Raw genomic sequence first — 24,483 nt, forward strand, 5'->3', positions numbered from 1 at the left:
CTGCGGCTTAGGAGTAGATCTTGTTTAGGATGGTTTGGGTGATTTCGAAGATGATCGTTCCTGGTGGCATAATCGAAGATGTGCCGTGGGAGTGGGTATTGCGGGATCTGGGAAGCGACTTTGTGAGAGGGCCGAAATAGTCGTAATCTTTGTCTTGTCCTTCGATGGTGAAGTCATCGTCATCGAAAACGATGGAATCGACCTCTTCGTTTAGGAGCTTTTCCGTGTGCATTCGATTGCGACGTGCTTTGGCGTTCATCTTTACTCGGTGCCACCACAGTTCGAAATCCTCGTTAACAACAAGCTTCTCGTCGTGTACGTAGCGGAGGAGGGGAGCCAAGGTTAGGTCTCCGAATCGATTGCGATAGTTAGCTTGTTTCTTGGTTTTATCGTAGGTGGGAATCAGTGGATCGAGCTTTTCGCGTAATCCCATCTCCAAGGTCGAAAGGGCTTGTCGTTCCGCGACTGGATAAAAGCGATAGACGAACCAGGCGTAGAGGTAGAGATTCTTGGCGGTTTCAAATTGGACTTGGACTTTTTCCGGGACAGTGTCGATTAGTTTGAATTGATCGATAATTTGGATACGTTTACCGAGGAGCTTTTGATTCTCAGCACTCAAGCAGTTTTGATCGGAAATTCCTCTTTTAAAACCTTCTTCACGTGGATCCGGGAATGCAAACGATTCGAGAGTTCGCAGTTTTTCTGCTGGGTTTAGTCCGCTTTTCTTCATTCTCGAATTGGGATCCTGTTGGGAGGTAAAGAGTATCGGATAGCGTTTGTAATAAATTCAATTAGTCGCTCATTGCCTGTGTTGCAATGATGCAGAATCATGGCTATGACTAAGGCTCTAAACCTTTCTCTACCAGCTCGATTAGAGTCACGCTCATCAGTGTAGTACTGCTCGAGTTTTGTGAGAAGGGAGTCACGCGTTATCTCCTCTTCTGGAATACGTTTTCGGCACCATAGAGCGAACTCTTTCAACCATTTCATGTAGTGTGGCTGGAGGTCGTTCTCAATCCATCTCTCGCAGATATTAAATAAGCGATCCCAGGTTTCGCATTTTGGCGATTGGGGTTCGAAGGATATTCGCCAATCGGGTGTTTGACTCTCAGCGTCTTCAAAGGGCTCTGATTCAATTAGTGAAATAGAAATTGGCTCGCTCTGATAAGGATCGAAAACTTGCGATCGATTTCCACCTTCATCGTGAAGAGTATCCTGATCGTGCTTGATTCCGTTGCACTTCTTTCCCGAGGGAACTAAATTTCTTAGGTTCGTGGCAGCAAATGGGTATTTGCTTTTTGGGAGGTAATGGTCGAGATCCTCTGCTACCTTCTTAAGCTTTGGCCTAATTTTCGGAGAGCTCCCAACGGGGGCATCAAATGGTTCGATTCCGCAAAATGGGCAATCTTTGTCTGCCAGGTCGTCGTAAATCCTGCAGTAGTGACGGTCTCTAATGCCGAGTTCCTTGACGAACTTAAAGCCGCAATCGAATAGTTCTTTGATAGGGCCTTGGATCGATTCAGGGAGGTCTTCTATTGTTTCGCAATTTGAAGTACCAGCAAGTAGGGATTCTATTTCGTTCTGCTGTTGTAAGCAGTTTTGGATACGATCGCGATCCGGATTATCTAACTTCGCTACTTCTTCGATGTAGGTCTTTAGTGAACTTCGTAGGGACCTTTTGAGCTTGAGTGAATCTCGGTGTGCTTCTGGCAAGCAATCTGGCCATTTTGTTGGTTCGTTTCCACTGTTTAGTTTAGTATGCACATCGGTCAGTAGCGAAACGAGGGTAACGTGTATCCAGTTTTCTTCGGTGGCTGCGATTGGGTAAGCGAACAGCATCTTCGAATCTAATCTTTGTTGCTTAACTGACGGAGACGGTCTGCTAAGAAAGCCTTTTCTACTGAATATCCCAATCGATCCATGGCTGAACGAATCTCGTCAGGGTCCGTGCTCTTCCTTAGCCGTTCTATCTCATCTTGGGGTTCTCGTGAGATGGGAGGGCGAATGTCAAAGCACTCGTCGAGTATGGAATCGAAAGTTGTGCCAAAGGTCTCATAACGCGGAGTGCGAACTTCAACTTCTCCGCTCTTTTCGTCTTTGCTGAAAATCAGAACTTGCTCTTTCTTGAGGTCTGAAGGGACGAAGGGAGCGTGAGTAGTTAGGAGGGCATCTTGTTTAGATGCCTCGGAATCTTTGCGTCGAGTGCCGTTCGGGGTTGGCAGATCCAGTATCCGCGAAACGAATTCAACTCTCCATTTGGGATTGAAGTGTGATTCTGGTTCATCGAGCAAAAACAATACGTTTGGAGACGAAACCATGCTAAATGTGCCCAAGAGCTGTGCAAGTTGATGTTCCCCATCGGAGAGTGAAACATAATCAACTGTTTCAGCGCTTCCGTTTTTTCTGAAACTTACGCGCTCAAACCGAAATACCTTATCCTCATCTTGTGGCTCTGGAAGCCGTGCGGCGAATCGTCTAGCTTCTATCTGCTTTTTGAACCTCACTCTTGCCTTTTTGGGGATAGCAAGGTCGTTAAGCATCGCTAGTTTGTGCAACGACACATACAGCTCCAATGAGGTTTTCCAAAATTCGCTGAATGCCTTCGACATCTCGTCATCTACGAAGAAATCGAAAGTGTAACATTCATCTTTCTCGTCGTAATTTTGACAGGTCGAGCACTCTCCTAATCTCTCAATTATCTCCTCAAGTTCGTCAGTTAGTTGAATACCTTTTCTACTGCTGCCGGACTTTTTGATTTTAGGTACAGCGGTGTGCGCTAGCTGGATGATACATCGAAACGTGTGAAGGGTTGAGACTCCGCTATGTTCGAGTATCTTTCGTTTACGTGAAGAGGAGGCAAGTAGCAGGTTCGCGGCGAGAACCTCAAGATTCGTACCATAGTCTATGAGCATCAACCTCGTGTCTGGAAGATCTGTAGTTTCCTTCGTCGCGATCAGTGCTTGAGTACCCACCTCTTCAGCATAACCGCTTCTGCTATGTAGGAATGGGAGACTTAAGGTTTCGTTGTCGCCAGAAGTGTACCCAACAACCTTAGTGGGGAGCAATTCTTTAGCTTTAGGGGACTCGATATCAATTGGTTTCCATGTTCCATCGCTCTGAAGTACGGCAATAATAAGCGTGGCTTTTTTTTTGTTTTTTGAGGTCCTAGAAACTTTAACGTGATCTGCTGGTTCTTCTTTGTTTTTATGTATTAAATATTCTATGACGAATTGGAGGCTAGGATTACTTTCCTCGCGTTCTTCTGCAGGCGATATCGTGTGGAAGATGGATTGAAAAATCTCTGCTACGATCTGGAGAAACTGGGATTTTCCAGCTCCGTTCGGCCCAATGAGGCAAAGAGGGGTAAACTCCGAGGTTTTTGATGGGGTTCGAACTTGTACATCAAGGCCGTCAAGGAGGCCTCCGCAGGTATCTGCGTTAATGATGTTTACTCGAAGAAGTCTCATTATGCTGTGCGTTCGAATCGCATAGTCTTTTGTTCTTTGTCGAAAACCTGCTTAACGACAGGATTCGATTCAGAAAGTAGTTGGATTACCATCGACGAAATGTCGTCGTAGTTGCCGGGCAAAACGTTTCTCAAATCCGAAAAATCGAACGATTTGTCTGGGAGTGATTCGATCTTAGCTTTGATGAGTTCAGGAGTGAGCTTTTGCATTCGAGTTGTTTTCGCGGTTCGTTTCGTGGTTCGCTTTTTCTTAGGGGCTTTCGCTCGTTGTTCTTCGATTCTTTCGAGTAGCTTAATTGCGGGTTCGTCGTCTGGGTCTTGTGGGACAAGATCACCGCGGAATGCTCTTTCTAGTATTGATTCCTTGGTTTTGTTTAAATCGAGAACGGATTCTGCCTGGTACGTTTCCAGTGTCTCAATTCTGTCAATAAGTGTGGAGACTGTTTTCGCTATTTGTATTTGTTCTTCCTTGGGAGGGAAAGGCACACGTACCTTGCGTAGGTCCACAAGATGAATGTGCTGGAGGCCCGAGCCCGTTGCTTTCATTTCGCTTTGGCTGAACCGACTGTTTAATGCCCATTCTAGGTACGGTCCGAGGAAACGCGAAATCGGTTTGATTAGTGCAACTGAAACAAAAATTGAGAATTCGATGTCGGTTTCAATCCTTCTGATTACGCCAAGAGTTCCGTCCTTGCTGACCAGAATGTCGTCTCTTTCTGGTTTCGTTCTTTTTGAGAACTCCACGTGATCTTCATGTGTGACATAGTTTAGATTCTCGAAACTAATCCCCTTGCCGGCTGTTAGGTTTTTCACTGTTACGAAGGGAATTCCTTCGGAAACATACTTCGGTTTTTTGTGCACACCGTCGGTTATGGCGGTGGAGATTTGCTCTAGAGTAACCCAGGTCCAATTGGGCGGTATCGATTGTTCTGCCGGAATTTCTGCTTGATTGGGTTCCTTGTATCTTTCTTTCCAGTTTTTTGGGGGCGTTTTGTCTTTGGCTTGGTATTTGGCAAGTTCGGCTTCTTCCCATTTTTGGCGGCGTTCTTGGCGGAGGCGGGAGAGGAGTTCGCTGGCGGGTTCGACGTCTGGGTTTTGCTGGCGCCACTTCTTGGTGAGGTCGCCTCGGAAGGCGGCGGCTAGGACGCTTTGCCTGTATTGGTCGAGCAATGACGGTACTTCGTCCAAAGCTTCGCGGGCGGTGTTGATTCGCTCTTCGCACGCTTCCAGCTTTTTGACGATTCGTTTTTGCTCGTTGGCGGGTGGAAGTCCGACTTTATACGCTTTTAGTTTATCGAACTCTACGCTCGCAACTGTTGTGCCTGTCTTTCTGCACGTGTTCAGTATATCCTGAGCTCGAGCTCTCAGTAGATCGCGAATGAAGACTGGCAGTATTGCAGGATTTGGAATCAAGGCCTTGAGGTCTTGATTCAGAGAAACCTCTTTGCGTGCTATCGCGACTGGGAATGAGTGGGCTAGGATACCACTTCGGTTAACAACGAGGATACTGTCTTCAGGAACAAGATTTGTAGTAGAGTTTTCTACTGCTTCTCGTGAAATGTGATCTAGCGTATCGAAAATCTCGATAGCCTTCATGTCCTTAGGAGAAACCCAAGGGATGTTTCCAATCCAAAAAGATCGGTTTCCTTTGCTTGGGGTTCCTCCGCCTTTCCAAACTCCGAGATTGTCTAGTTCGGCTTCAACCCAACCCTTTGGCAACTCGCTCATGCTCCTAGCTCCTTCTGTAGGGCCTTGATTTCATAGGATGCGGTTTGGAGTCGCTCGAGGATGGCGGTGGCAAGTTCATCGGGCTCGGGAAGTTCGTCGCTGCTGCTGGAGCTTTCGTCGCGGAGCCAGGAGAAGTCTAGGTTCTCGTTACGATCGGCGATTTCCTTTCGAGTGAACTTGCGGAAGCGGCCTGTATCGCCTTGGTCGATACGCTTGCTGGTGCCATTTGGCTTTTTACCGTAGGCTTTTTCGAAGTCGGCGAAGTGTTGTTCGGTCAGCGGAGTGCGTTTGCCAAACTTGGGCATGTTGCTCCGCATGTCGTAGACCCAAACGTTTTTGGTGCCGCCGGTTTCTTCCTTGTGGCGCTGGAAGAAGAGGACGTTGGTCTTGACGCCTTGGGCGTAGAAGATGCCGGTGGGGAGGCGGAGGATGGTGTGCAGGTTGCACTTGTCCATAAGGTCGCGGCGGATCTTGGCTCCGGTGTTGTCTTCGAAGAGGACGTTGTCGGGCAGGACGACAGCGGCACGCCCGCCGGGCTTGTTGGTGGAGGGGAGGCGCAGGCTGCGGTAGATATGCTGTAGGAAGGCGAGCTGTTTGTTGGCAGTGTCGAAGGTGAAGTCGTCGCGGGTGGGGGTGCCTCCGCCTTTTTTGGTGCCGAACGGTGGATTTGTGAGGACGAGGTCTGCATTTGTCAGGCTCTTACCGTCTTCGGATAGGGTGTCGCCCAAGAAGATGTCGCTATGAATGTCGTGCAGGAGGGCATTCATGAGAGCGAGGCGATGAGTGCTGGGAACCAGCTCCATGCCGTAGAAGGCTTGCTTCTTTTGGAACTCTTGGAGCTCGGGGGAGAGTTCGAAGAGTTGGTCGGTCTTTTCCTTGATGTAGTGGTCAGCGGCGACGAGGAAGCCGAGGGTGCCTGCAGCGGGGTCGTGGATGACTTCGCCCGGCTCTGGCTGCATGAGCCGCACCATGGAGTCGATGAGGGAGCGGGGCGTGAAGTATTGGCCAGCTCCGGACTTGGACTCTTCCGCGTTTTTCTGGAGGAGGCCTTCGTAGAGGTCGCCGAGACCTTCTTGGCGGGCTGAGTACCAGTCGAGTCCGTCGATGGCGCTTACCAAGGTGTGCAGGTGGCGTGGCTGGCGGAGCGAGGTTTGGGCGTTGTTGAAGATGGCGGCTACGCGGGTGTTTTTCGAATTGCCCAGCTCGAGGAGGAGCTTGCGGTAGTGTTCGAAGAGGGGCTTGCCGTCCTTTTCGGCGAGAGTGGGCCAGCGGTATTCTGCGGGGATGTGGGTGTTTCCTTTGGGCGTCTCCTCTGCCATCTTGAGGAAGAGCAGGTAGGTGAGCTCGGTGACGTAGGCGGAGTACTGTACGCCGTCGTCGCGGAGGATGTTGCAGAGGTTCCAGAGCTTCTGGACGATGTCGAATGTGGTCTTGGAGAGAGCGTTGCTGAGGGAGGCCATTTAGTGGTGTATTGAGAGAAAGGGAGCTAGGCGACGTCGTCGCTCCAGATCGCGGAGTGCAGGTCTGAGAGGAGTCGGTCGAGTTTGCCGGAAAAGGATTTGTTGATGACGTTGAAGCCGCCAGCGGAGGCGAAAGCGCCAGACTGGAGACTGTCTCGGTCGACGAGGGTCTGTTTCTTGATCTGATTGACGATGCGATCAAGCCAACGTCTCTGATTTTGCGTCCACTGGAATTCGGTAGAGGAGCGGAGCTGCTGGGCGGCCCGCTCGACGCGCTCCTCGAAGGGGATGAGCGGGGAGCCGAGGGCTTGGGAGCGGATGTAGCCGATGAGGGTGGCGGCGCAGTCCTGGTGCTTGACCTCGCGCCAGGCGGGGCGGAGCTGGGTCTCGCTGAAGCCTTCGTCGGCGAGGGCGAGGAGGAGCTGCTTGAGGGCTTTGCGGTCGAGGCTGGCGGGAGCGGTGAGGACGAGGCGTAGGGCTTCGTTGGTGGTCTTGTGTTCGTCGATCCAGTGGTTGAAGCGATCGAGGTAGTCGGCGGGCTTTTCGCGTCCGTCTCCGTAGCCTCGCTCGACGCTTAGGATCTCGTCGGTGTGCTCGGAGACCATGAGGGGTGGGCGAGGGCCTTTCTTTGCGACTTTGGCTAGCCAGTCGGCGAGGTCCTCGCGCTTGTCGAAGATGGCGCTCGCGGCAGAGGGGGAAGTGGCAATGGCGGAGGTGAGGGTATCCGCATTGTAGGGAGGGAAGCGGGACTCTAGCTCTTCGTTGCGGCCAGCGAGTCGCGAACCGAGGCGGCGGATGCGTACGACAAGCTCGCGGTGGAAGGCTTCGGCTGAAGTGGCGTTTTCGGCAGCGAGGGCTTCGTCCATCCAGCCGACAATTTGCGGGATGGATGCCTTGGGACGCTGGACGACGGGACGCATCGTGCTGAAGTCTTCCAAGGCGTCGTAGATATCGACTGCGTCGAAGATTTCAAAGGACTGCTTGTGCTCGCCCTCGCCGAAGAGGTCGCGGCATTGGCGGGTTGCGCGGCCGAGCATCTGCTCGTAAAGGATGCGGCTCTTGACGCGGCGGACGAAAACGAGGCGGGTGATGGCGGGGATATCGACGCCAGTGGTGAGCAAGTCTACGGTGACCGCAATTTTTGGATACACCTCGTTTTTGAAGCGTTTGTAGACGGTGGAGTCCCCTGCGACTGCGGTGCCGGTGATCTTGGCTACAAGGTTGTCGGGCTGCGGGCCGTATTGCTTGCGAATCGCTTTCTTGAGCTCGGTGACAAAAATGTCTGCGTGGGAATCGGTGGCGCAGAAGACGAGGGTTTTGCCAGGCTCGCTCGGGTCGAAGTATTCAGGGCTAGCGATTTCCTCGCAGATGGTCGTGTTGAACGGTCTGGTGATGACTTGCTTGTTGAACTCATCGACGCCTTTGAGGACTTCGTCGGGGGCGGTGACGAGGTCCATCTCTCCGGTCTTGGGGTCGTAGAACTGGATCTTTTCGCCCCTTCGCCATTTGATGCCGTGCTTGGCGAGGGCGGTGGTGAAGCGGTAGGGCGGCTCGTGGTCGCAGAGGTGGCCGTCGGTGACCGCTTCGCGATAGGAGTAGGTGTAGACGGGGCGTCCAAAAATGTCGGTGGTGTGGGCGGCGGGTGTCGCGGTGAGGCCGATCTTGACGGCGTGGAAGTGCTCGATGACGCGGCGGTATTTGGAGATGAAATCGGCTTCCGAGCGGAACGCCATTTCATGCTCGTCCATCTCGCGGTCGAGGTTGTATCCACGATGGCATTCATCGATGATGATACAGTCGTATTGATCGACAGGGGGAGGCGGGTCGTCGCTGAGGTGGGTGACGCGCTGCACCATGCTCTGGACGGTGGCGATGTGGACCTTGGTCTCGGGCTCGATGGTGCGGTCCCCGAGCTCGGCCACGTTGTACATGTCGGTGAACGTTTGGAGAGACTCCAGCTTGATGTTGGCGAAGCCGTCGTCGTGGGCTTGTTCGCCAAGCTTTTCGCGGTCGACAAGAAAGAGGATGCGGCGAAAGCGTTTGTAGCGAATGAGGCGGTAGATGAGAGAAACGGCAGTGCGTGTCTTACCGGTTCCGGTGGCCATGGCGAGGAGGAGTTCTCGTTGACCGCGGGCGATGCATTTCTCGATCTCCGAAATGGCTTCGATCTGGTAGTCGCGGAGTCCGGGGAGATCGTCGACGGGTGAGTTTGAGAGGTCTTCGTTGGCTTCGGCAATGTCTTGCTTGAGGTCGGCTACTAGGCCTTCGGGACTACGCCAGCCGTCTATAGCGCAGGGGGAGAAGGTTTCGTCGCGAAGGTCTTGGAAGTAGATGCCGCTCTTCTCTTCGATCTGTTTGAGGTAGGGGCGTCCGTTCGAGGCGAAGGCAAAGGGGACCTTGTATTCAAACCATGGACTTCCTTCGGGGAGGGCGAAGCCTTTGGAGTCGATGTCTTTTGCGTAGCGTCTGGCCTGGCCTAAGACGGGCGGAAGGTCGTATTCAAATTTCTTGGCTTCTGCGACTGCTATAAGCTGAAGACCGACGAATAGAGCGTAGTCGACGGGGCCGGATGTGGTGGGCCACTCGGCGATGGCCTTGTTGACGCCCTTTTCGGGGCGGGTGCCACGAGCGTAGCGGATGTTGACCGTGTCGGCCTCCCAGCCTGCTTCGCGAAGTTTCGCGTCGATGATTTCGCGTGTTTCGGCTTCGTCGAGGTCGGAGAGGAATTGGGATGAGGCTTGGTTGGCCGCGGACTTTGTCTCCTCGGCTTCCTTCTTGGTAGGGGCGGGCTTTTTTGCTTCCTCGGAAAGGAAGGCTTCTTGGGCGGCGAGGAGCTTTTCCTCGGTTTCGGCTGCGAGGTCTAGGGCGGCGGCTTGTTCCTCGTAGGCTTTGCGGGCCTCCTCTAAAGCTGCTTCGCGTGCGGCTTCTAGGGAGCCGATTTGCGCTTCGGCTTGCTCGAGGGCTTTGTGCTCTTCAGCGAATTTTTCACGGAGCTCAGCGAGTTCGTTGGCGAGTTCCTCGGTTGGATCCTCGGGAGGAGGTGGAGGAATGAAGGCGCCGGGCTTGAAATTGGGTTTGGAAAGTCGGTGGTACCAGACGGCTATTGCCCGAGTCAGCTTGAGAGCGTGGAGAGCTGAGGACTCTTTTGCGCTGCCCGTGTGAACCGCTTTGTTACCGAGTTTCCGGATGGTGTGGAAGGCGTCGCATAGCTCGCGGCTGAGGTAGCCTTCGTCGCGGAGAGCGTTGATCGACTTGAGAAGGTCGGGGATCTCTTCGCGGTGTTGGGAGGAGGATTGGAGGATGAGCGCTGCGATCGCTTCGGCGAATTGCCTGGAGCGGGTGAGGGAGAGGTCCGGCTCTACGAAACAGTAAGATTCCGCTCCAGAAGCGAGTTTGAGCAAGTGAGGCTCAGACTTCCGGAGGAATTGGAAATTAACTGTAGGAGGTGGAACGGACATACAAGGGGGGATGGTTTCTGGGAAGAGTTTTACAAATTGGGGAAGTTTGTAGGATTGGCGAGCTAAAGGTATTTACTTAAGCGGGATTTCTTTGGTCTGTAGAAAATCTAATCTATCAAAATGCATCGGACAGGGAATGTCCTAGGCTCTGGTGTAGTGTCCTTTTCCTCTTCGGTTCGGTCAGCTGTTGCCGGATCGATTAACCCGTAATCACAACTCCCAAAGATAAGGAATCCCTATGCCCAAATCCCCTCGACGTAAGTTTAACGCCGATAGGTTTCTCGATAAGTTTAAGTGTTTCGAAGGCGTTCTTCGACGCTATTGCGACCAATGGAAGGAGGGCCTCGACGGCTTTCCGGAGATGCTCACGGTGGAGACCTTCAAGGAATGGCTTCGGTCTTCGGCGGGGAATCGAGGAGCGAAGCGACGACACTTGAGCGAAGCGAAACATCGAGCACAAGAGGCGGAGACTAGAACCAGGAAAAGGGGAGAAGTGGCATACAAGGGGATGCTTGAAGGTATCTACCGTGCCTACGACCTGTCGACGAAGCAGGGGCATGAGATTCTAATGGATGCCCTTGAACAGTGCGGGGTGGAGATTCCAGGCGTGCACTCGCTGCACGTGGAGGTCTTGGCGTTGCGAGTGTTGTCGGAGTTTCCGGAGGTGTTCGAGGTGGCCTATGATACTTTGACTGTTTCGCGGGTGGATAAGTTTACGATGTTTCGCGGAAAGAAAGCTTGGGAACTGGGAGAGATTGATGCCAACTCGGAGAGATTCGAGAAGGCATTGAGAAAGGCTTTCGCCGTTCGGAAAGGCACGGAGAAGGTTCTTGTGAAGCGTTTCACGGATGGAGATGTTCAGAACTTCATCGTGTACCACGAAGAACGGATTCAAGCGGTACTGGAGATGAAGGAGAATGACGAGACCATCGACATTCAGCCTCTCATCTTCCGGCCAGTGAAGCAGGATTTCATCGCCTACTTCCCTCGTTTTGGAAAAATCGAGATCGAATCCACGACAAAGAGGGACACCTCAATTCTGCGAACCACGTTTGGTAAGGTGTTCTTGGATGATCCCGAATTCTTTGATTCCGAGGAAGCGGAGACCCTCATCAACTTGGATCGGCTGAAAGATCCGGCTTTCGCCTTTGATTTGGAGTCTGGCCATTATGCATCCCTCACCGACGTACGTTGCCAGTTTGACGGCAAGGAAGCCCATCGGGTTGATTTCAATTCTAAGGACGTTTTCCAGACTCTGGAGAGGTTAAACCTTCGGCCATCGCTCGGCGATGCTCGCTTGGCTTCAGCCAAGATTAAAATCGTGTTTCCCGAGTGCCGTCGTGGAAAAACGGTTACGCTTTCCGATACCAACAAGATCTCCTTCAATCGCTCGACGCGATCCATGGAGGTCTTTCGTTATCTTCGACGCTGGGGGCTCTTGTCTGCGTAGTGAAAGTTTCAGACGACAATTCCTTTCTCTGGCGTAGAGTTAGCAACCTTCGCGAGCCCTTGTTTCGCTTTCGAGAGCTGCAACGTTACGAACCCGATCTCTGGGAACCACTGATTCAAAACGGCCTCCTCGAAGAGACGCCAATCCCTGAGAGCTATTTGGACGAGAAGAACCGCTGGATGATCGTTCGCCAGGTAAGAGGGAATCTCTTCGGCGTCGAAGACTCCGACGAACCAAACGGCTTCGAAGTCTTGAGCGAAGACGATGTACGGCAGTATTGCTTCTCTCCGTCGAAGTTTGCCGATTCCTTGCGGGCTTCAAATGCCATCGTTGGCAAAGGACTTCAGGAGTCTGAGAAGTTTGTTCGTTTGGGAGACAAGCGTATTTCATCGAAGGATACGCTTCGCGTTTATCTCTCGATAGGCAGTAGTTTTCTCGATTCGCTTGAGTTGCGACTGAGGGCCCTTGCTAGGGAACGAAGCCGATCCGCTCGCGTAGTAGTCTTTCCCGTTTATCCGGATCTCGATTCCGCAACTGAAGAGCTGCTCGAAGCCTCGAATCTCTTCATCACGGACTTCGATACGACCAGCTTTGAAATCAACTGGCCACTGTCACTAGGCATCGAGCCATCAAAGCCTCAGCATGCCTTGATTTGCGAGGGTGCCACATGGCGTTTAGTCTTCGATGGGGAGGAGGCAACCGTTGGAGACTCGAAGGGTATCCGTTTTCTGGCCAAGCTGCTCGCAAAGCCTTCAGAAGAGTTCTCTGCGTTCGCGTTGGCCAATCCCGATGCCGCTAGTGAATCCTTTGAAGTGTCCGACTTGGAAACAACCGACACTGCTTCTCTTCGCCGTTACAAAGAGCGTTTGCTCGACATCGACGAAGACCTGGAAGAAGCCATCGCCTTCGATCGCGAGGACGAAATCGAACGCCTAGAAGAGGAGAAGGACTCGATTCTGAAGCATCTCGCCGAAGTTTCCGGAGCAGGCGGAAGAAGTCGTTTGCAAGGGGAGAAGGAGAAGGCCCGCCAATCGGTGCAACGAGCCTTCAAACGTATGCTCGCCTCGCTACCAATTGGTCGCTCGCACATCGAAACTCGATTGAAGACTGGGTACACTTGCACCTATACGCCTGATTCGGGGGAAGTATGGGAGGTTGGCTGAAGGCCTGTCGGTTTCCTCATGTCGAAAAAACCGGAAAATATCGACAAGTCTTGTTTTCATGTCGATTGGATCGACATGTGGCTACTTTGGATAGGCAATAATCCCGTCGAGCGCTTGTTGGCTGCGGGGCGTCTCACTCCAACTTGTATTTAAAAAAGATGGGTTCGTAGCTAGGGGATGCATTTAACTCGATTGAGCCAATCACAATCCAAGTTTCCAAATCACTGCTCTTTGAGATGGAAAGCATGTATACTGGTTTTTGTTCAATCTCTTCGAATTGCCCGTTGATCTTGAGATATGTTGCTTCCTGAGAGCTGAAGAGTCCAAGGACTGATGGGGTTGCAATTATTGACTCGAACGCCTGTGAATCATTGTGCGTTGGATCTAGTCCATTATCGAATTCTGTTTTGTCATCTATTCCATCGGCATCAGTATCGGCCTTTAGTGGATCCGTGCCAACAATGGCTAGTTCATCATATGCGGTTAATCCGTCTTGGTCTTCATCGCTTAGGTCTCGTTCGAAGTGTGCAACTAGTGAGACGTTTGAGTTTAGGACTAGTTCGAAAGTAGAATCGAAGCTTTGATATGGCTCGTTCCATGAGATGAATCTGTATCCAGGAGCTGGTGTCGCCTTGATGCTTACCGTAGCTCCTTGAGCTGCTAGTGTTTCCCCTCCCGCTACAATCCCTCCCGCTATTGGTGAGGGTGAGATTGTGACGTTGTAGGTGTTGTTTGGCCAATACTCGAAAGGGCCGATGTCGGAAGCCGTTCCAAAACTGCGAGTCAATCCAGCGTAATCCTGTTCTTGTAGGATAGGCTCTTCGTTTGTGTTTGTAGACCGACCACGGTCTTTGAGTGGGGAGCTCTCTTGTAGTCGATAGTCTCTATTTTCCATATCCACAAATAGTGGGGATTGGTCGCTAATCAGGCAGTCGATTAGCAGGTAGGTTATGTTGTCAGGAAAACTATGAGACGATGGGATGAAGCAGTTGTAGAGCGAGATGCTCGTGGAGTCTCCACCGCTCACTAGTTTATTGTAGCCACCAGTGAAGATGGAATTCCAAACTGTCAGATTTGCTTCGCTTGAACCTAGGGCTGTTGTTCCATTGATGAATAGGGAGTTGTAAACGTTTGTCTGGCCTCGATGAACGGATACATCCGCCGTATACGCGGATTCAGTGTTTCTCACAAAGATACATTGTTGTACCCAAGAAGAGAGCGTACCGAGTTCGACATAAATCGCGGCACCACCATTCCTAGTAGGGCTACCACCGGGGGATTTATTGCCCTCGAAAAGGCAGTTAATGAAAGATGCGTCGTGGCTCGCTGAAACAGCCCCTCCGCTATCAAAGTGACTTGTTGATCCGTTCGCATTGTTTGAATAGAACGTGGATCTAGAGGCACTTATCCCGCCATTCGCGAAAATTCCGCCTCCGCCATTTTCAGCGTGGCAATCACTCACCCGTACTTCGGAAATTGTAAGGTAGGCGGAAGTCGCTTTTACCCCACCTCCTGAACCCGTGGTGTATCCATTGGTTACTGAGATGTTCTCAAGGTGAACCTGGGATTGGGAGAGCTTCAGCACTGTGTCCTTGTTGTCGCCGTCGATGATTGTTGATTCGTGGCTCTCTCCATAAATGGAAAGCTTGTGGCCTGTAGATGAGATATAGACGAACGAACCAAGGCCATCTTCTTGAGTCGAGTATGTGCCGGCGGTTAAGTGTATCGAATTTGCCTCAGCGTTGCTTGATGCTTCTAATAGGGCCTCTCTGAAACCGACAACCGTAGAGACTTCGAAGAGCTTTCCCGGTAGATTAGTGATGCCGAAGTTGAGTGCTGCAAAGGCTAATATGAGCTTGGTTATGGAGCTTGTAAACCACATGAGTCCCTCCGGTTCTTTAATACCATTTCCTTGAGGAATTCCAATCCGAAACTTGGGCACTTCGGTTGGTGGAGGCAGGATTTACGTCGTATCACGTATCTATTTTTTTTGATGGTTTCGTCATCCGTGACACCTGATGTCACAGATGTGACGCCGAAAGTCGCGCCTAGGGGGTGTTAGCAGCTCCTCCGAGAAACAAAGACGCGGTGTCCTAGTAAAGGAGGGGCTGCCTAATGAATCGAAAATCATTATGGCAAAACTTGCACAACCCTCCGCTAGCACCTTCGAAGTAGGCGAGCTTGCACCGGCTGGAACCTTCGTCGCGACCTGTCTCGACGTCCTCGATCAATTCGGGGTCGAACGCCCGAAGTTCGAGAATCCTAACGAGAACGAGAAGCTCGACGTGACTCGTTTCCTCTTCGGTCTGAAGGGCCAGGACGGTAACGTCTACAAGGTTCAATCCTACGAGTTCCGCATCAGCGGCTCTCCCAAGAGCAACCTCTTCAAGTTCCTCACTGCATGGCTCGGTCAGCCACCTGCCTACGGTTGGGACTACTGCGAACTGAAAGGGCAGGGGGCAATGATCACTGTTGCCCACAAGCAAAGCCGCGACGGTACTCGCACCTTCGCTAGCCTCAACCGCATCGCTCCAGTAATCGAGCAGCTGAAGAACCAAGTGCTCCCGCTTGAGTCCTTCCCTGCGGAGCAAGCTCAACAAGCTCCCGTATCCGCACCTCAATCACAACCGGCGAACGTACCTGCGGCCCACATCCCGGCCAATGCTCCGGTACCGTTCCCACAGCAGGCACCAGCTCCCACCCGAGCTGCTCCTCAGCCAGTGCAACCGCAAGTTCCCCAACAAGGCGGAGTCGGCTCCTGGGGTCCATCCACCGATCCCAATGGCAACAACTGCCCATTCTAGGCCACGCCTCCCGCAAGTCCTAGCACCCATAACCTAGAACGCGACAACCTAGAAATGGCAGTTCTCAAAAAAGACAGTGGCTCTTCCTCCCACTGGTACAAAGAAGACGGTAGCCCCTGTCATCGCTTGCCACGAGCGAGCGGTGACGGGCTCCGTCCCACCACGATCCGCGACGCTCGCCGTCTGCGTTTGTATCCAAGCGTTACTTCCATCCTCGGAATTTTCGCCAAGCCTCAACTCGACCGCTGGAAGATGCGGCAAGTCGCCCTCGCTTCCATGCGACTCGACCGTACGAAGAACGAAAGTGACGAGTACTTCGCGGATCGCATCATCGAGGAAGCCTTTGCTCAAGTTGGCGAAGCCGCGGAACTCGGATCCCGTATCCACGATGCTCTCGAAAAACACTTCGAAGGCGTACCCATCGCTGACGACCTCCAAGTCTACACTCAGCCCGTCCTTGACTGGAAACAGGAGAAGCAAATCGAGTTCGTTGAACGCGAGAAGACGCTTGTAAATCACAAGGAAGGATTCGCGGGAACAATGGATGTAGCGTGTCGCTACGGGGCGAGCGGAATTGGCGTCATTGACTTCAAGACTCGCAAGACCACTCCCGGCCAGCCCGTGTATCCATACGACGGCCAAGCCATGCAGATCGCAGCCTACGCCGCGACCTACTGGGGCGAGGAGAATCTCCCGAATGTCTACGGAGCCAACGTCTATATCTCCACCACGGAGCCCGGACGCCTTGAAGTCTGCTCCTACACTCCCGAGCTTCTGATCGAAGAGTACGACGTATTCAAAAACGCCTGTAAGATGTGGCGACACATCAAAGGCTTCGACCCACGGAAGGAGTCTAAGAGTGCCTGACAAGGCTTGGAAAGCCCTCGAGAGACGCGTTGCCACCTTCTTCAACACGGAACGTAACGCTCTCTCTGGAGGCAACTCCAAGGTGACCCGTTCCGACACGCTGCACCCCGATCTCTTCATCGAGTGCAAGCAACGTCAGAAGCACTCCGCCGTCACGCTCTGGGACGAAACCAAGCAACTCGCAGACAAGGAGGAGAAAACTGCTGTCGTCTGTTTAGCAGAGAAAAACCGTAAGGGATTCTGGATACTCGTCCACTCGGACGACCTATCAAAACTCTAGACCTCCTTGTCACGCCGTAGCCCGGAAGGGCGAAGGCGGATCGAAGCTCTAGTTCCACCCTCCAACCATGGCCCGTCCACAGTCGGGCGGGCCTCCTTTTCAAAAACCAATTACGCAATCCAACGCACCCACGTGTGCACAAAACCGAAAATCTAAATGGAAAACAGTTTATCTACCGAATCTAAACCCAAACTAGTTGATGCAAACGGACTGCTCGAAGTCCTATTCGACAAGTCCTCTCGCCCCTCTGTTCGCTGGGTCCGCCAGATGCAGGCCCAACGCAAGATCCCATACGTCAAGATCGGCCACCTGGTCCGCTTCGACGTCGACGAGGTGAGGCAAGCCCTCAGCGAGAACTGCACCGTCAACCCACGCCGCCGCTAGCACGATCATGGTTTGTCTAAGTCCACCTAACGCCAAGCCGGAACCCACCGACCCCGACCAGATGAGCTTAGGCCTTCTGGCCGGGGCCAACGGCGGCTCCCGCACCACCGCGGCACAACGCCGCGTCTACGGCTTCGATACCGAAACGTATTACTCGAAAGGATACGATGTCCGCTCCCTCGGCGTAGATGCCTACGTCGCCGATCCTCGCTTCGATTGCTACCTCGCGTCCTTCTGGGGACCACATGGCAACTTCGTCGGTCATCCGAGCGAATGTCCCTGGGAAGAGTTCAACGACTGCGTCTGGATCTCGCATAACGCCCGCTTCGACCGTGCCGTCTTCTTCCGAATGAAAGAGCTCGGAATCGTTCCGGCCCATATAATGCCTCGCGAGTGGCACGACTCCGCCGCTTTGGCTGTCTATCTGCAAGCCCCACGTAACCTCGCAGGAGCCGCAGAAAAGCTCCTCGGCGAAAAGCCGAACAAGGCCATCCGTGACGCGATGAAAGGCATGCAAGGCGGTCTGCTCTGCCACGACAAGGCAGTGCTCGACTACGCCCTCGACGATGCTCGACTCGCTTGCGAACTCTGGATCTCGCATTGCGACAAATGGCCGAAGAAGGAACGCCTCCTTTCGCAGCTCACCATCGAGCAAGGCGAGTACGGCGTCCAACTCGACCAGAAGCGAATCCGGGAAGGCATCGAGACGCTCACCCAAGTCCGCGACGACGAAGCGACGAACCTCCCTTGGTTCCCACGTCTCAAACCGAGCAGTCCCAAGGCATTCGCCGAGGCTTGCCAGCAAGCACGCATCCCGATTCCGAACTCAACCAGCGAAGACGACCCTCAAACCCAAGAATGGATCGAGCGCTATGGAGAACGGTATCCATGGCTCAAGCACATGAGCGAGTGGCGGAAAGCCAACCGCATGCTTAAGGTCCTCGAAACCATGCAAAGCCGCTGTCGCCGAGACGGAAGCCTTCCATTCGGCCTCAAGTACTTCGGAGCCATCGCAACCGGACGCTGGGCAGGTGACGCCGGTCTCAACTTCCAGAACTTCAATCGTGAAGCCTACTACGGGGTCGATCCCCGCAAGTGCCTTGTCGCTCGACCAGGTCACAAGCTGATTATCGCCGACCTCTCCCAGATAGAGCCCCGCGTCCTCGCTTGGATCGCCGGCGACTACGAGCTGCTCGACAAGATCCGAAACGGCCTCCCAATCTACCAAGCCCATGCGGAAACGTCTATGGGCTGGAATGGAGGCGATCTCAAAACCAAGAATCCGAACCTCTACCTCCTCGCCAAGTGTCGCGTGATCGGGCTCGGCTACGGAGCCGGTTGTAAGACCTTCCAGTCCTTGGCGAAGGGATACGGACTCGATATGTCTATCGGTGACGCGAAACGCACCGTCGACGACTTCCGTAAAGCGAACCCGAAGATCGTCAGTCTTTGGCAAGCCGTGGAAGACTCCATGCGGTACCATCTCGAAAGCACTTACTTCATGTACCTGCCGAGCTTGCGGACCATCCGCTATTTCGACGTCCGCGAAGACGATGGACTCACAGCCGCGACCGAACGGGGAGGGCGACGTCTTCATTGGTATGGCGGCAAACTCACCGAAAACCTCGTACAAGGCACTGCAAGAGACGTCTTCGCCGAAGGTCTCCTGCGTATCCACAAAGCGGGTATCCGCATCCTCTGGACGGTCCACGACGAAGTCATCTGCGAAGTCCCCGAAGACTCCGAGATCACCGTCGAAACCGTCACCGAACTCTTAGCCCAAACCCCAGCTTGGATGCCTGGTCTGCCAGTCGCGGCAGAAGGCATCGAGGCACAAGCCTACACCAAATAACCAATGGCCATCTTAAAGAATACAACCAAAGCCCTTGAGGACTCCCTCAAGAATCCACCCGAGCCCGGGCAACGAAACGTCTGGCTCTACACAGTCGCCAAGCGAGCGAAGAACGTCGCTTCACGCGAAAAGATACGCTCCTTCCTACTAAGCGTAGCTTCTCAATGGAACGACCGCGACTTCACTCCAGAGATCGACCGAGCTATTGCTCGAGCTTTCTACGATCGCACGGCACCGGCCGAGGAGGATCGCCTCCCGCCTTGGCCCGAGTTCAGCCAAGACGCCTGGGACCGTCGCATCGACCACCCGATACTCTTTGGAAGCGAAGGCACTCAGTTGCCTGCCAGCGAGGTCATAGACCTCCTTTTCTCCGAAAACGCCTTGTTGTGTCTAGCTCTTGATACCAAGAGCGCCGTCACCCAACGCCGGGAAGCATGGCGAGGCACCGAGGCTGCTATGCAGTTCTTGGTTCCCAATGCCATGAGCAGTGAGACAGGCACCACACAATCAGGACACCACTCCTCCCGATGCTTAGATAATGCCACCAGATCCAAGGTATATCAGGTTGTAGAGTTCGATAGGGGCACATTGAAGGAACAGGCAGCTATCCTCTCGTCACTACACTCCGAATACACGCCCCTCGTCATGGTGGTATACTCGGGAGGTAAGTCCCTGCACGGTTGGTATGATGTTCGCACCCTTGATGAACCGTCCAAACTCAGATTCTTCCGTCACTCAGTCCATCTAGGATCCGATGCCTCACTCTGGGACGCCTCCAAGCTAGTACGTATGCCAGGAGGACGCCGAGATAACGGTAAGACGCAGGACATCCTATACTTCAACCCCATCACACCCCGCCACCCATGACCACAGACCTAATAGAAATCTGGAAGGAGATAGAGGATCCCGACTTCCACGTCGCCGAGAACCAACTACACCCATCTCCCAAGCCCTTCACCGTCCTCAATGGATCCAAACTCCGCTCCGTTCCCATCCCCGAGAAGATAGATATCCTCGGAGATGGAGTTATCTCCCTCGGTCAGCTGACTACGATCATAGGGCAGGGAGGTACCGGTAAGAGTCGCGTCACTATGCAGATTGCCCTCTCTCAAATCCTCGGATGGAGCATGGCGGGACTCAAGACGCACCCCGAGCCACTCAAGCACCTCCTCATTGGCACCGAGAACAGCATCTACCGCCAAAAGTCCGAGTATCAGAAGATGACTCAGTCGCTCTCCCCGGAACAGCGGGAGCAGGTAGATGCCCACATGTTCTTCCATGTCGTGCAGGAGATGGATGACGCCTTCATTCATCTCGGTTCAGACGATATCCGTAAGAAATGGGTGGATACATTTGAGATCGTTAATCCCGATGTCGTCTACATCGATCCCTACGGAGAGGTCCACGTGGGCGACATCAACAAGGACGCCGACGTTCGCCACACCCTCCGAGAGATCACGAAAGTATGCCGTCGCTTCAATCCCCGCACATCCATTGTCATTGTTCACCATGGCAGAACAGGTAGGGCGAACATCGCCCAAGCAGTCGGTTGGGACAAAGGAAACTACGCCCTCGGGTCCAAAGCTCTCTACTCAGGAGCCCGATCCCAGATCAACATTGCCCCCGCAGATCCCGACGACGCCTCCCGCATCATCTTCAGTTGCGGAAAGAGCAACGACGCCAAGCCCTTCGACCCCGTAGGCCTCAAACTTGATGACACCACCATGCTCTACGGAATAGATGCCGCCTTCGATCTCCAAGCTTGGAAGGCAGATGTTGAAGGGAAGCGAAACCAGACGAACTTCACCATCGCCGAAGCCCTGCAAGCCATCCAATCCGGAGCTTCAAACGTCCGAAAGATCCATCAGAAACTAGGTGGATCGGAAGCCGGTTCGAAGCGTTCGTTGGAACGAATCTTGGCCAAAGCAAAGAGCGAAGGATATTTTCGCTTCGGAAAGAAGGGCTACTTCCTCACCAAAAAAGGGAAGGACGTCTTAGCCCAAGTCACAGAAGAGTAAGAACATACGGCTAGGCCACCGACACACCCGCCGACACGTCGGACCGACACTTCGTAAAGCCCTGTCAGACCGACGCACCGACACACCCCCTATATAGGGGTGTCGGTGTCGGTGCCTGGCCGCCTAAAATTTAGAAAGACCCAGAAAATGAATACGGCAAAAAGGGAGCAATTGCTCTCCGTCAAAGAACTAGCCTGGCAACTCAACCGCCATCCCAATTACGTCTATCTCATGCGAAAAGCCGGTTTCCCAATGCCAGGCAACCGAACGACCTTGAAGGACGCCGTCGATTGGTTGGCTGAAAATCCAAGATGGCGGAGGTTGATCTAATCTAGTGTTTTTAGTGGTTTGATTCGTGCGATTCAAGCACCTCTTTCATTGCTTCAATTTGACCAAATGAATTAGTGGTAGGATCTGGATAAAACATATGAAAAAGAACTCGCCACTCGTTTTCTTCAACAACAACTGTCACTTGTTCGAGTAGATGATTTTCTACGTTTTTGAACAAAGTACGGTAGGTGTATATCGCAAAGTTTCCTATGGTCCCATCTGGGAGCTGGTTTATTTGAGAGAGTCCATAGATGTCACGCTCTACAGCTATACCCAGTGGTGTTCTTTGGTTCTCAAAAGTTTCAATGAAGAGATTTTTGTAGAACCGTTTCTTTCCTTCTGATGAAATTTCTCCCCACGCATCCGCATAATCGCCATTGTCTATTTTATCCAACCAAGAAGATATGGCTAATTTAGCATTCTCCTTTGGCGGAGGGGGTGGTGGCTCGGGTGAAGCTACTAAGCCTGCTGGGCTAAAGAAATATACGACGCAAAAAACGGATAATGCCCCGCCTGCCTTTATTATATTGCCAATTTTGAGATGAAGAAAGCCTGGTACAAACGCTGCTATACCGGCAACTGATAGGGCTAAAACTATTCGAAAAGTCGTGTACTGAAATGGTGTGGGGTCAGGGAATGCTGTTGCTAGGGTCAGAATAGTTGATAGGAAGACGATGCCGAATATAAAGATAGCCCTGCTTTCCCATCCGGATGGTTCCGTGGATGTATTGGAGCTGCCTTTGAGTCTCATCGAAATATATTTTCTAGATTGCTGAATCAATGACCATTAGGATGGGCAACGTGTGTGCAGGGCGATATATCCCCTCGGGGATGAGCCAGATGGGTACAGGGCACGAGATCCCCCGCTGGATGGGCTGGTCGGGGTCCCCAGGCTGTCATCACAGGGTGTCTACAAGGTATGATATCCCCTCGGTAGTGTGCTCTGTGGACACATGGAGAAATGTCTCCGTTGGGGTGAAGTTTGTGGGTGCAGGGCACTCTCCTACGAGTTGGTGCACCTCCTCGTGATATGCCCTGAGCGTGTGCTTCTATCAGGTTTGCTCGTGCAGCAGTTGGGAGATGAGTAAGGCTGCCAAGATTGCCGTATCGAGGGTCGCGAAAAGCGCGGATGGTTTGCCAAACTACTTCCGGATCCCTGCTCATCCAGTAGTCTGTTGCCCAACGATCTGCTTCAATTTCCCCTTTTCTCGCTAGGTCTACTCTAGCATATGGATTTTGTTGAAACATCTGCTGTTGAACATGGTTAAGCCTATGATGGCCATATTCATGCGCTCGAATAAAGTCTACCACTGCCCTTGGTGTATTGGCTACAATGTTCGGGTTGTAGTAAATTACTGGGCCGCTTTGGTTGAATGATGCAATTGCTATATCGCTTAAACCGGCATGCGGTATCTCAGGTATCCCAAATAATTCTTCACCGTAGATTTTAATGCAGCTAGTGATGGCGACTACGGTTGCAGTAAACAATAGTATGTGTTTTGGCAGCATCGCATGGAGGATTTGAGTTGGAGGAAGGGTCGATTCTAATAAACCCTATTAGTGTTTTTTAATATAATTTCGGACTGTGTCAATCTGAGCTTGCGGTGAGGGGTACGTGAATGCTCTTACAAAATGCCCCCTAAGGCTTCGGCATTTTAGCCGTACGTACCTCAAAGTGCGTCAACGGCGACGCGAATCTGGACAATCAGCATACTGAGGTTGCGAAGTCTGAACTTTAGAATGGGCCTGTCATCTTGAGTTCTCCCGTTGGTCGTCGACGCTGTCGCGGCAACCTCCACCCAACTCCCGTCCACCCGCAGACGCTGCCGGTTCGATCTCTTCGCTGCATTCCGCTATCCTCCGCCTTCGCAGACTTCGCAAGCTCATCCAGCTCAGTTGTCGGAACGCTGCACTCCGCTGCGATCTCGAGACCGTCACCGACTGCTCGCCCAACTTGAGTTCAACGCCCTCCGAGGTCGCCCGTTCGCAGAGCTAGCAGCAACCGTCTAAGCTTCGTTCCTCAGCTACGACTATAGCTGCCGCTACCACTGCTCGGCGGGCTCGAAGTTACCCCCATCGTTCGCAAAGCTCACTCAATCCGAGTAACCCCAAAACATCGCCGCTCATCGGTTGTCACCGTAACGCAACTACACCTCCCTTGCATCTTGAGTGCCAGCAAAGCTGTCACACGAAGCTGCATCCTTCCTGTACGGCTTCGCCCGTACAACCTGACATTATGTCCATTTCGTTCACGCGTTGCTCACCTTCGCTTGGCCATGTATGCCTGCACTCAGTCACGAGATGGTACATAATGTCGTATTGTACGCATCCAGGAGTGGGCGGCTCCGTTGCTCCGCTGGCTAACGCCAGCATTCGCGGCTTCTGTCGATAGTCTGGCCGCATAGCGTCAGTTGCGTTTTAGCTTTTCGGCTCTTATCGCTTGTAGCTGTTCCTAGCCACCCGGGTCCCGGCTGGGAAGGGGAGTCGAGTGCAGCCGAGCCGAAAGAGACGTCCTTCGCTTTGCTCAGTCCTGATTAGTGCGGGCTACCCCGCCCCCGCCCGGGGTGCTTGGTGAGTCGTCGCTTGTTCGCCTTTTCGGTATACGCTTGTTGGGCACGATCGCTTGGCAGTTCCAGACGGCCCCTGCCTACAGGAGTAAAGCAGGGGCCTTCCCCCCGCCACCCATTCTGGCGCGGTGGCCCCGCGCTCTTGGCGGCCTCGCTTCGCCCGCCGCCGTCGGCGCTTACGCACCCCTCGTGCGTCGATTCGCCCGCAGCTACGCTGCCAGTCTCCGAGCGGCAATGCCGCCCGTTGTAGGAGGTCACCTCTCCACGGTCGCTTCCCAGTCTGGCCGCTATCGTTCGCCCCTCAAGGTAGTGCTCGCCAAGGCTCGCCTCCACCTTGACCGCCTCGCTCCGCCGCCCTCCAAAAACGCTCGCCGCTTGGCAGGTTGCAAAAACGGTCCCCAGAAAAAACGCCTTTCAAAAACCCTGCGCTGTGGGCCGTTGGCGTTGTACGTGCCACCTCGAAAACCTGTGCTGTAACGCAGCCCGAAGGGTTATAAATCGCCGACAGTGAAACTTGGTTGAAGGCAGTGAACTTGTTGCCTCGAACAGTCGCCTGCGACGGCCAGTATTGGTTCGTGTTATGGCATTCGATATTTCTCCAGACCTTTTGACGATGGGCGTCTCAGCTGCTGCCGGCTTCTACATGAAGCATAAGG

19 protein-coding genes are annotated in these 24,483 nt (G+C 53.1%); 11 read left to right on the forward strand and 8 right to left on the reverse strand.

The window, feature by feature from the left end; all coding sequences use genetic code 11:
* Positions 1-7: 7 nt before the first annotated feature.
* The 6 genes from JIN87_RS13915 to hsdR are packed head-to-tail and all read right to left on the reverse strand — an operon-like array spanning position 8 to position 10,112.
* Positions 8-730, reverse strand: a complete 723-nt coding sequence (locus tag JIN87_RS13915; RefSeq protein WP_200356183.1) for a hypothetical protein — start codon at positions 728-730, stop codon at positions 8-10.
* A complete protein-coding gene (locus JIN87_RS13920) occupies positions 727-1,839 on the reverse strand; it encodes a hypothetical protein (RefSeq protein WP_200356184.1) in 1,113 nt (370 codons plus the stop codon). Before JIN87_RS13920 ends, JIN87_RS13915 begins: the two co-directional genes overlap by 4 nt.
* 8 nt (positions 1,840-1,847) lie before the next feature.
* Positions 1,848-3,467, reverse strand: a complete 1,620-nt coding sequence (locus JIN87_RS13925) for a restriction system-associated AAA family ATPase (RefSeq protein WP_200356185.1) — start codon at positions 3,465-3,467, stop codon at positions 1,848-1,850.
* Positions 3,467-5,194, reverse strand: a complete 1,728-nt coding sequence (locus tag JIN87_RS13930; RefSeq protein WP_200356186.1) for a restriction endonuclease subunit S — start codon at positions 5,192-5,194, stop codon at positions 3,467-3,469. The genes JIN87_RS13925 and JIN87_RS13930 overlap by 1 nt, the downstream gene beginning before the upstream one ends.
* Positions 5,191-6,654, reverse strand: coding sequence for a class I SAM-dependent DNA methyltransferase (locus JIN87_RS13935; protein ID WP_200356187.1), 1,464 nt, complete (start codon positions 6,652-6,654; stop codon positions 5,191-5,193). Before JIN87_RS13935 ends, JIN87_RS13930 begins: the two co-directional genes overlap by 4 nt.
* 26 nt (positions 6,655-6,680) lie before the next feature.
* Positions 6,681-10,112: a type I restriction-modification system endonuclease gene (gene hsdR / locus JIN87_RS13940; RefSeq protein WP_200356188.1), complete on the reverse strand. Its 3,432-nt coding sequence runs from the start codon at positions 10,110-10,112 to the stop codon at positions 6,681-6,683.
* A gap of 238 nt (positions 10,113-10,350) precedes the next feature.
* On the opposite strand from hsdR, the gene JIN87_RS13945 reads away from it, so the two are divergent.
* Positions 10,351-11,562, forward strand: coding sequence for a hypothetical protein (locus JIN87_RS13945; protein ID WP_200356189.1), 1,212 nt, complete (start codon positions 10,351-10,353; stop codon positions 11,560-11,562).
* Positions 11,562-12,725 (forward strand): hypothetical protein, encoded by a 1,164-nt coding sequence (locus JIN87_RS13950; RefSeq protein ID WP_200356190.1) that lies wholly within the window; start codon positions 11,562-11,564, stop codon positions 12,723-12,725. Before JIN87_RS13945 ends, JIN87_RS13950 begins: the two co-directional genes overlap by 1 nt.
* 133 nt (positions 12,726-12,858) lie before the next feature.
* Here the strand turns inward: JIN87_RS13950 and JIN87_RS28805 are convergent, their stop codons facing one another.
* Positions 12,859-14,667 carry an InlB B-repeat-containing protein gene (locus tag JIN87_RS28805; RefSeq protein WP_200356191.1) on the reverse strand — a complete coding sequence of 603 codons (1,809 nt, stop codon included), beginning with the start codon at positions 14,665-14,667 and terminating at the stop codon, positions 12,859-12,861.
* Between the two features lie 190 nt (positions 14,668-14,857).
* Between JIN87_RS28805 and JIN87_RS13960 the strand changes: the two genes are divergently transcribed.
* From JIN87_RS13960 to JIN87_RS13995, 8 genes are all read left to right on the forward strand, one after another.
* The gene (locus tag JIN87_RS13960; protein WP_200356192.1) at positions 14,858-15,529 is read left to right on the forward strand and encodes a hypothetical protein; all 672 of its coding nucleotides are present in this window, start codon (positions 14,858-14,860) and stop codon (positions 15,527-15,529) included.
* Positions 15,530-15,583: 54 nt separating this feature from the next.
* On the forward strand, positions 15,584-16,396 hold the full coding sequence (locus tag JIN87_RS13965; RefSeq protein ID WP_200356193.1) for a hypothetical protein: 813 nt from the start codon (positions 15,584-15,586) through the stop codon (positions 16,394-16,396).
* Positions 16,389-16,676, forward strand: a complete 288-nt coding sequence (locus JIN87_RS13970) for a hypothetical protein (RefSeq protein WP_200356194.1) — start codon at positions 16,389-16,391, stop codon at positions 16,674-16,676. Before JIN87_RS13965 ends, JIN87_RS13970 begins: the two co-directional genes overlap by 8 nt.
* 156 nt (positions 16,677-16,832) lie before the next feature.
* Complete coding sequence (locus tag JIN87_RS13975; protein ID WP_200356195.1) at positions 16,833-17,060, forward strand: hypothetical protein; 228 nt, start codon at positions 16,833-16,835, stop codon at positions 17,058-17,060.
* A gap of 7 nt (positions 17,061-17,067) precedes the next feature.
* Entirely contained in the window at positions 17,068-18,912 is a 1,845-nt protein-coding gene (locus JIN87_RS13980) for a DNA polymerase (RefSeq protein ID WP_200356196.1), read from the forward strand.
* Positions 18,913-18,915: 3 nt separating this feature from the next.
* Positions 18,916-19,779: a hypothetical protein gene (locus tag JIN87_RS13985; protein WP_200356197.1), complete on the forward strand. Its 864-nt coding sequence runs from the start codon at positions 18,916-18,918 to the stop codon at positions 19,777-19,779.
* Positions 19,776-20,930, forward strand: coding sequence for an AAA family ATPase (locus JIN87_RS13990; protein WP_200356198.1), 1,155 nt, complete (start codon positions 19,776-19,778; stop codon positions 20,928-20,930). Before JIN87_RS13985 ends, JIN87_RS13990 begins: the two co-directional genes overlap by 4 nt.
* 147 nt (positions 20,931-21,077) lie before the next feature.
* Entirely contained in the window at positions 21,078-21,260 is a 183-nt protein-coding gene (locus tag JIN87_RS13995; RefSeq protein WP_200356199.1) for a hypothetical protein, read from the forward strand.
* A gap of 10 nt (positions 21,261-21,270) precedes the next feature.
* Here JIN87_RS13995 and JIN87_RS14000 read toward each other — a convergent pair whose 3' ends face one another.
* On the reverse strand, positions 21,271-22,011 hold the full coding sequence (locus JIN87_RS14000) for a DUF4019 domain-containing protein (protein WP_200356200.1): 741 nt from the start codon (positions 22,009-22,011) through the stop codon (positions 21,271-21,273).
* A 1,016-nt stretch (positions 22,012-23,027) separates the two neighbouring features.
* Here JIN87_RS14000 and JIN87_RS14005 point away from each other — a divergent pair.
* Entirely contained in the window at positions 23,028-23,270 is a 243-nt protein-coding gene (locus JIN87_RS14005) for a hypothetical protein (protein ID WP_200356201.1), read from the forward strand.
* Positions 23,271-24,483 lie beyond the last annotated feature (1,213 nt).

The sequence above is a fragment of the Pelagicoccus mobilis genome (assembly GCF_016595505.1).
Lineage (GTDB): Bacteria > Verrucomicrobiota > Verrucomicrobiia > Opitutales > Opitutaceae > Pelagicoccus > Pelagicoccus mobilis.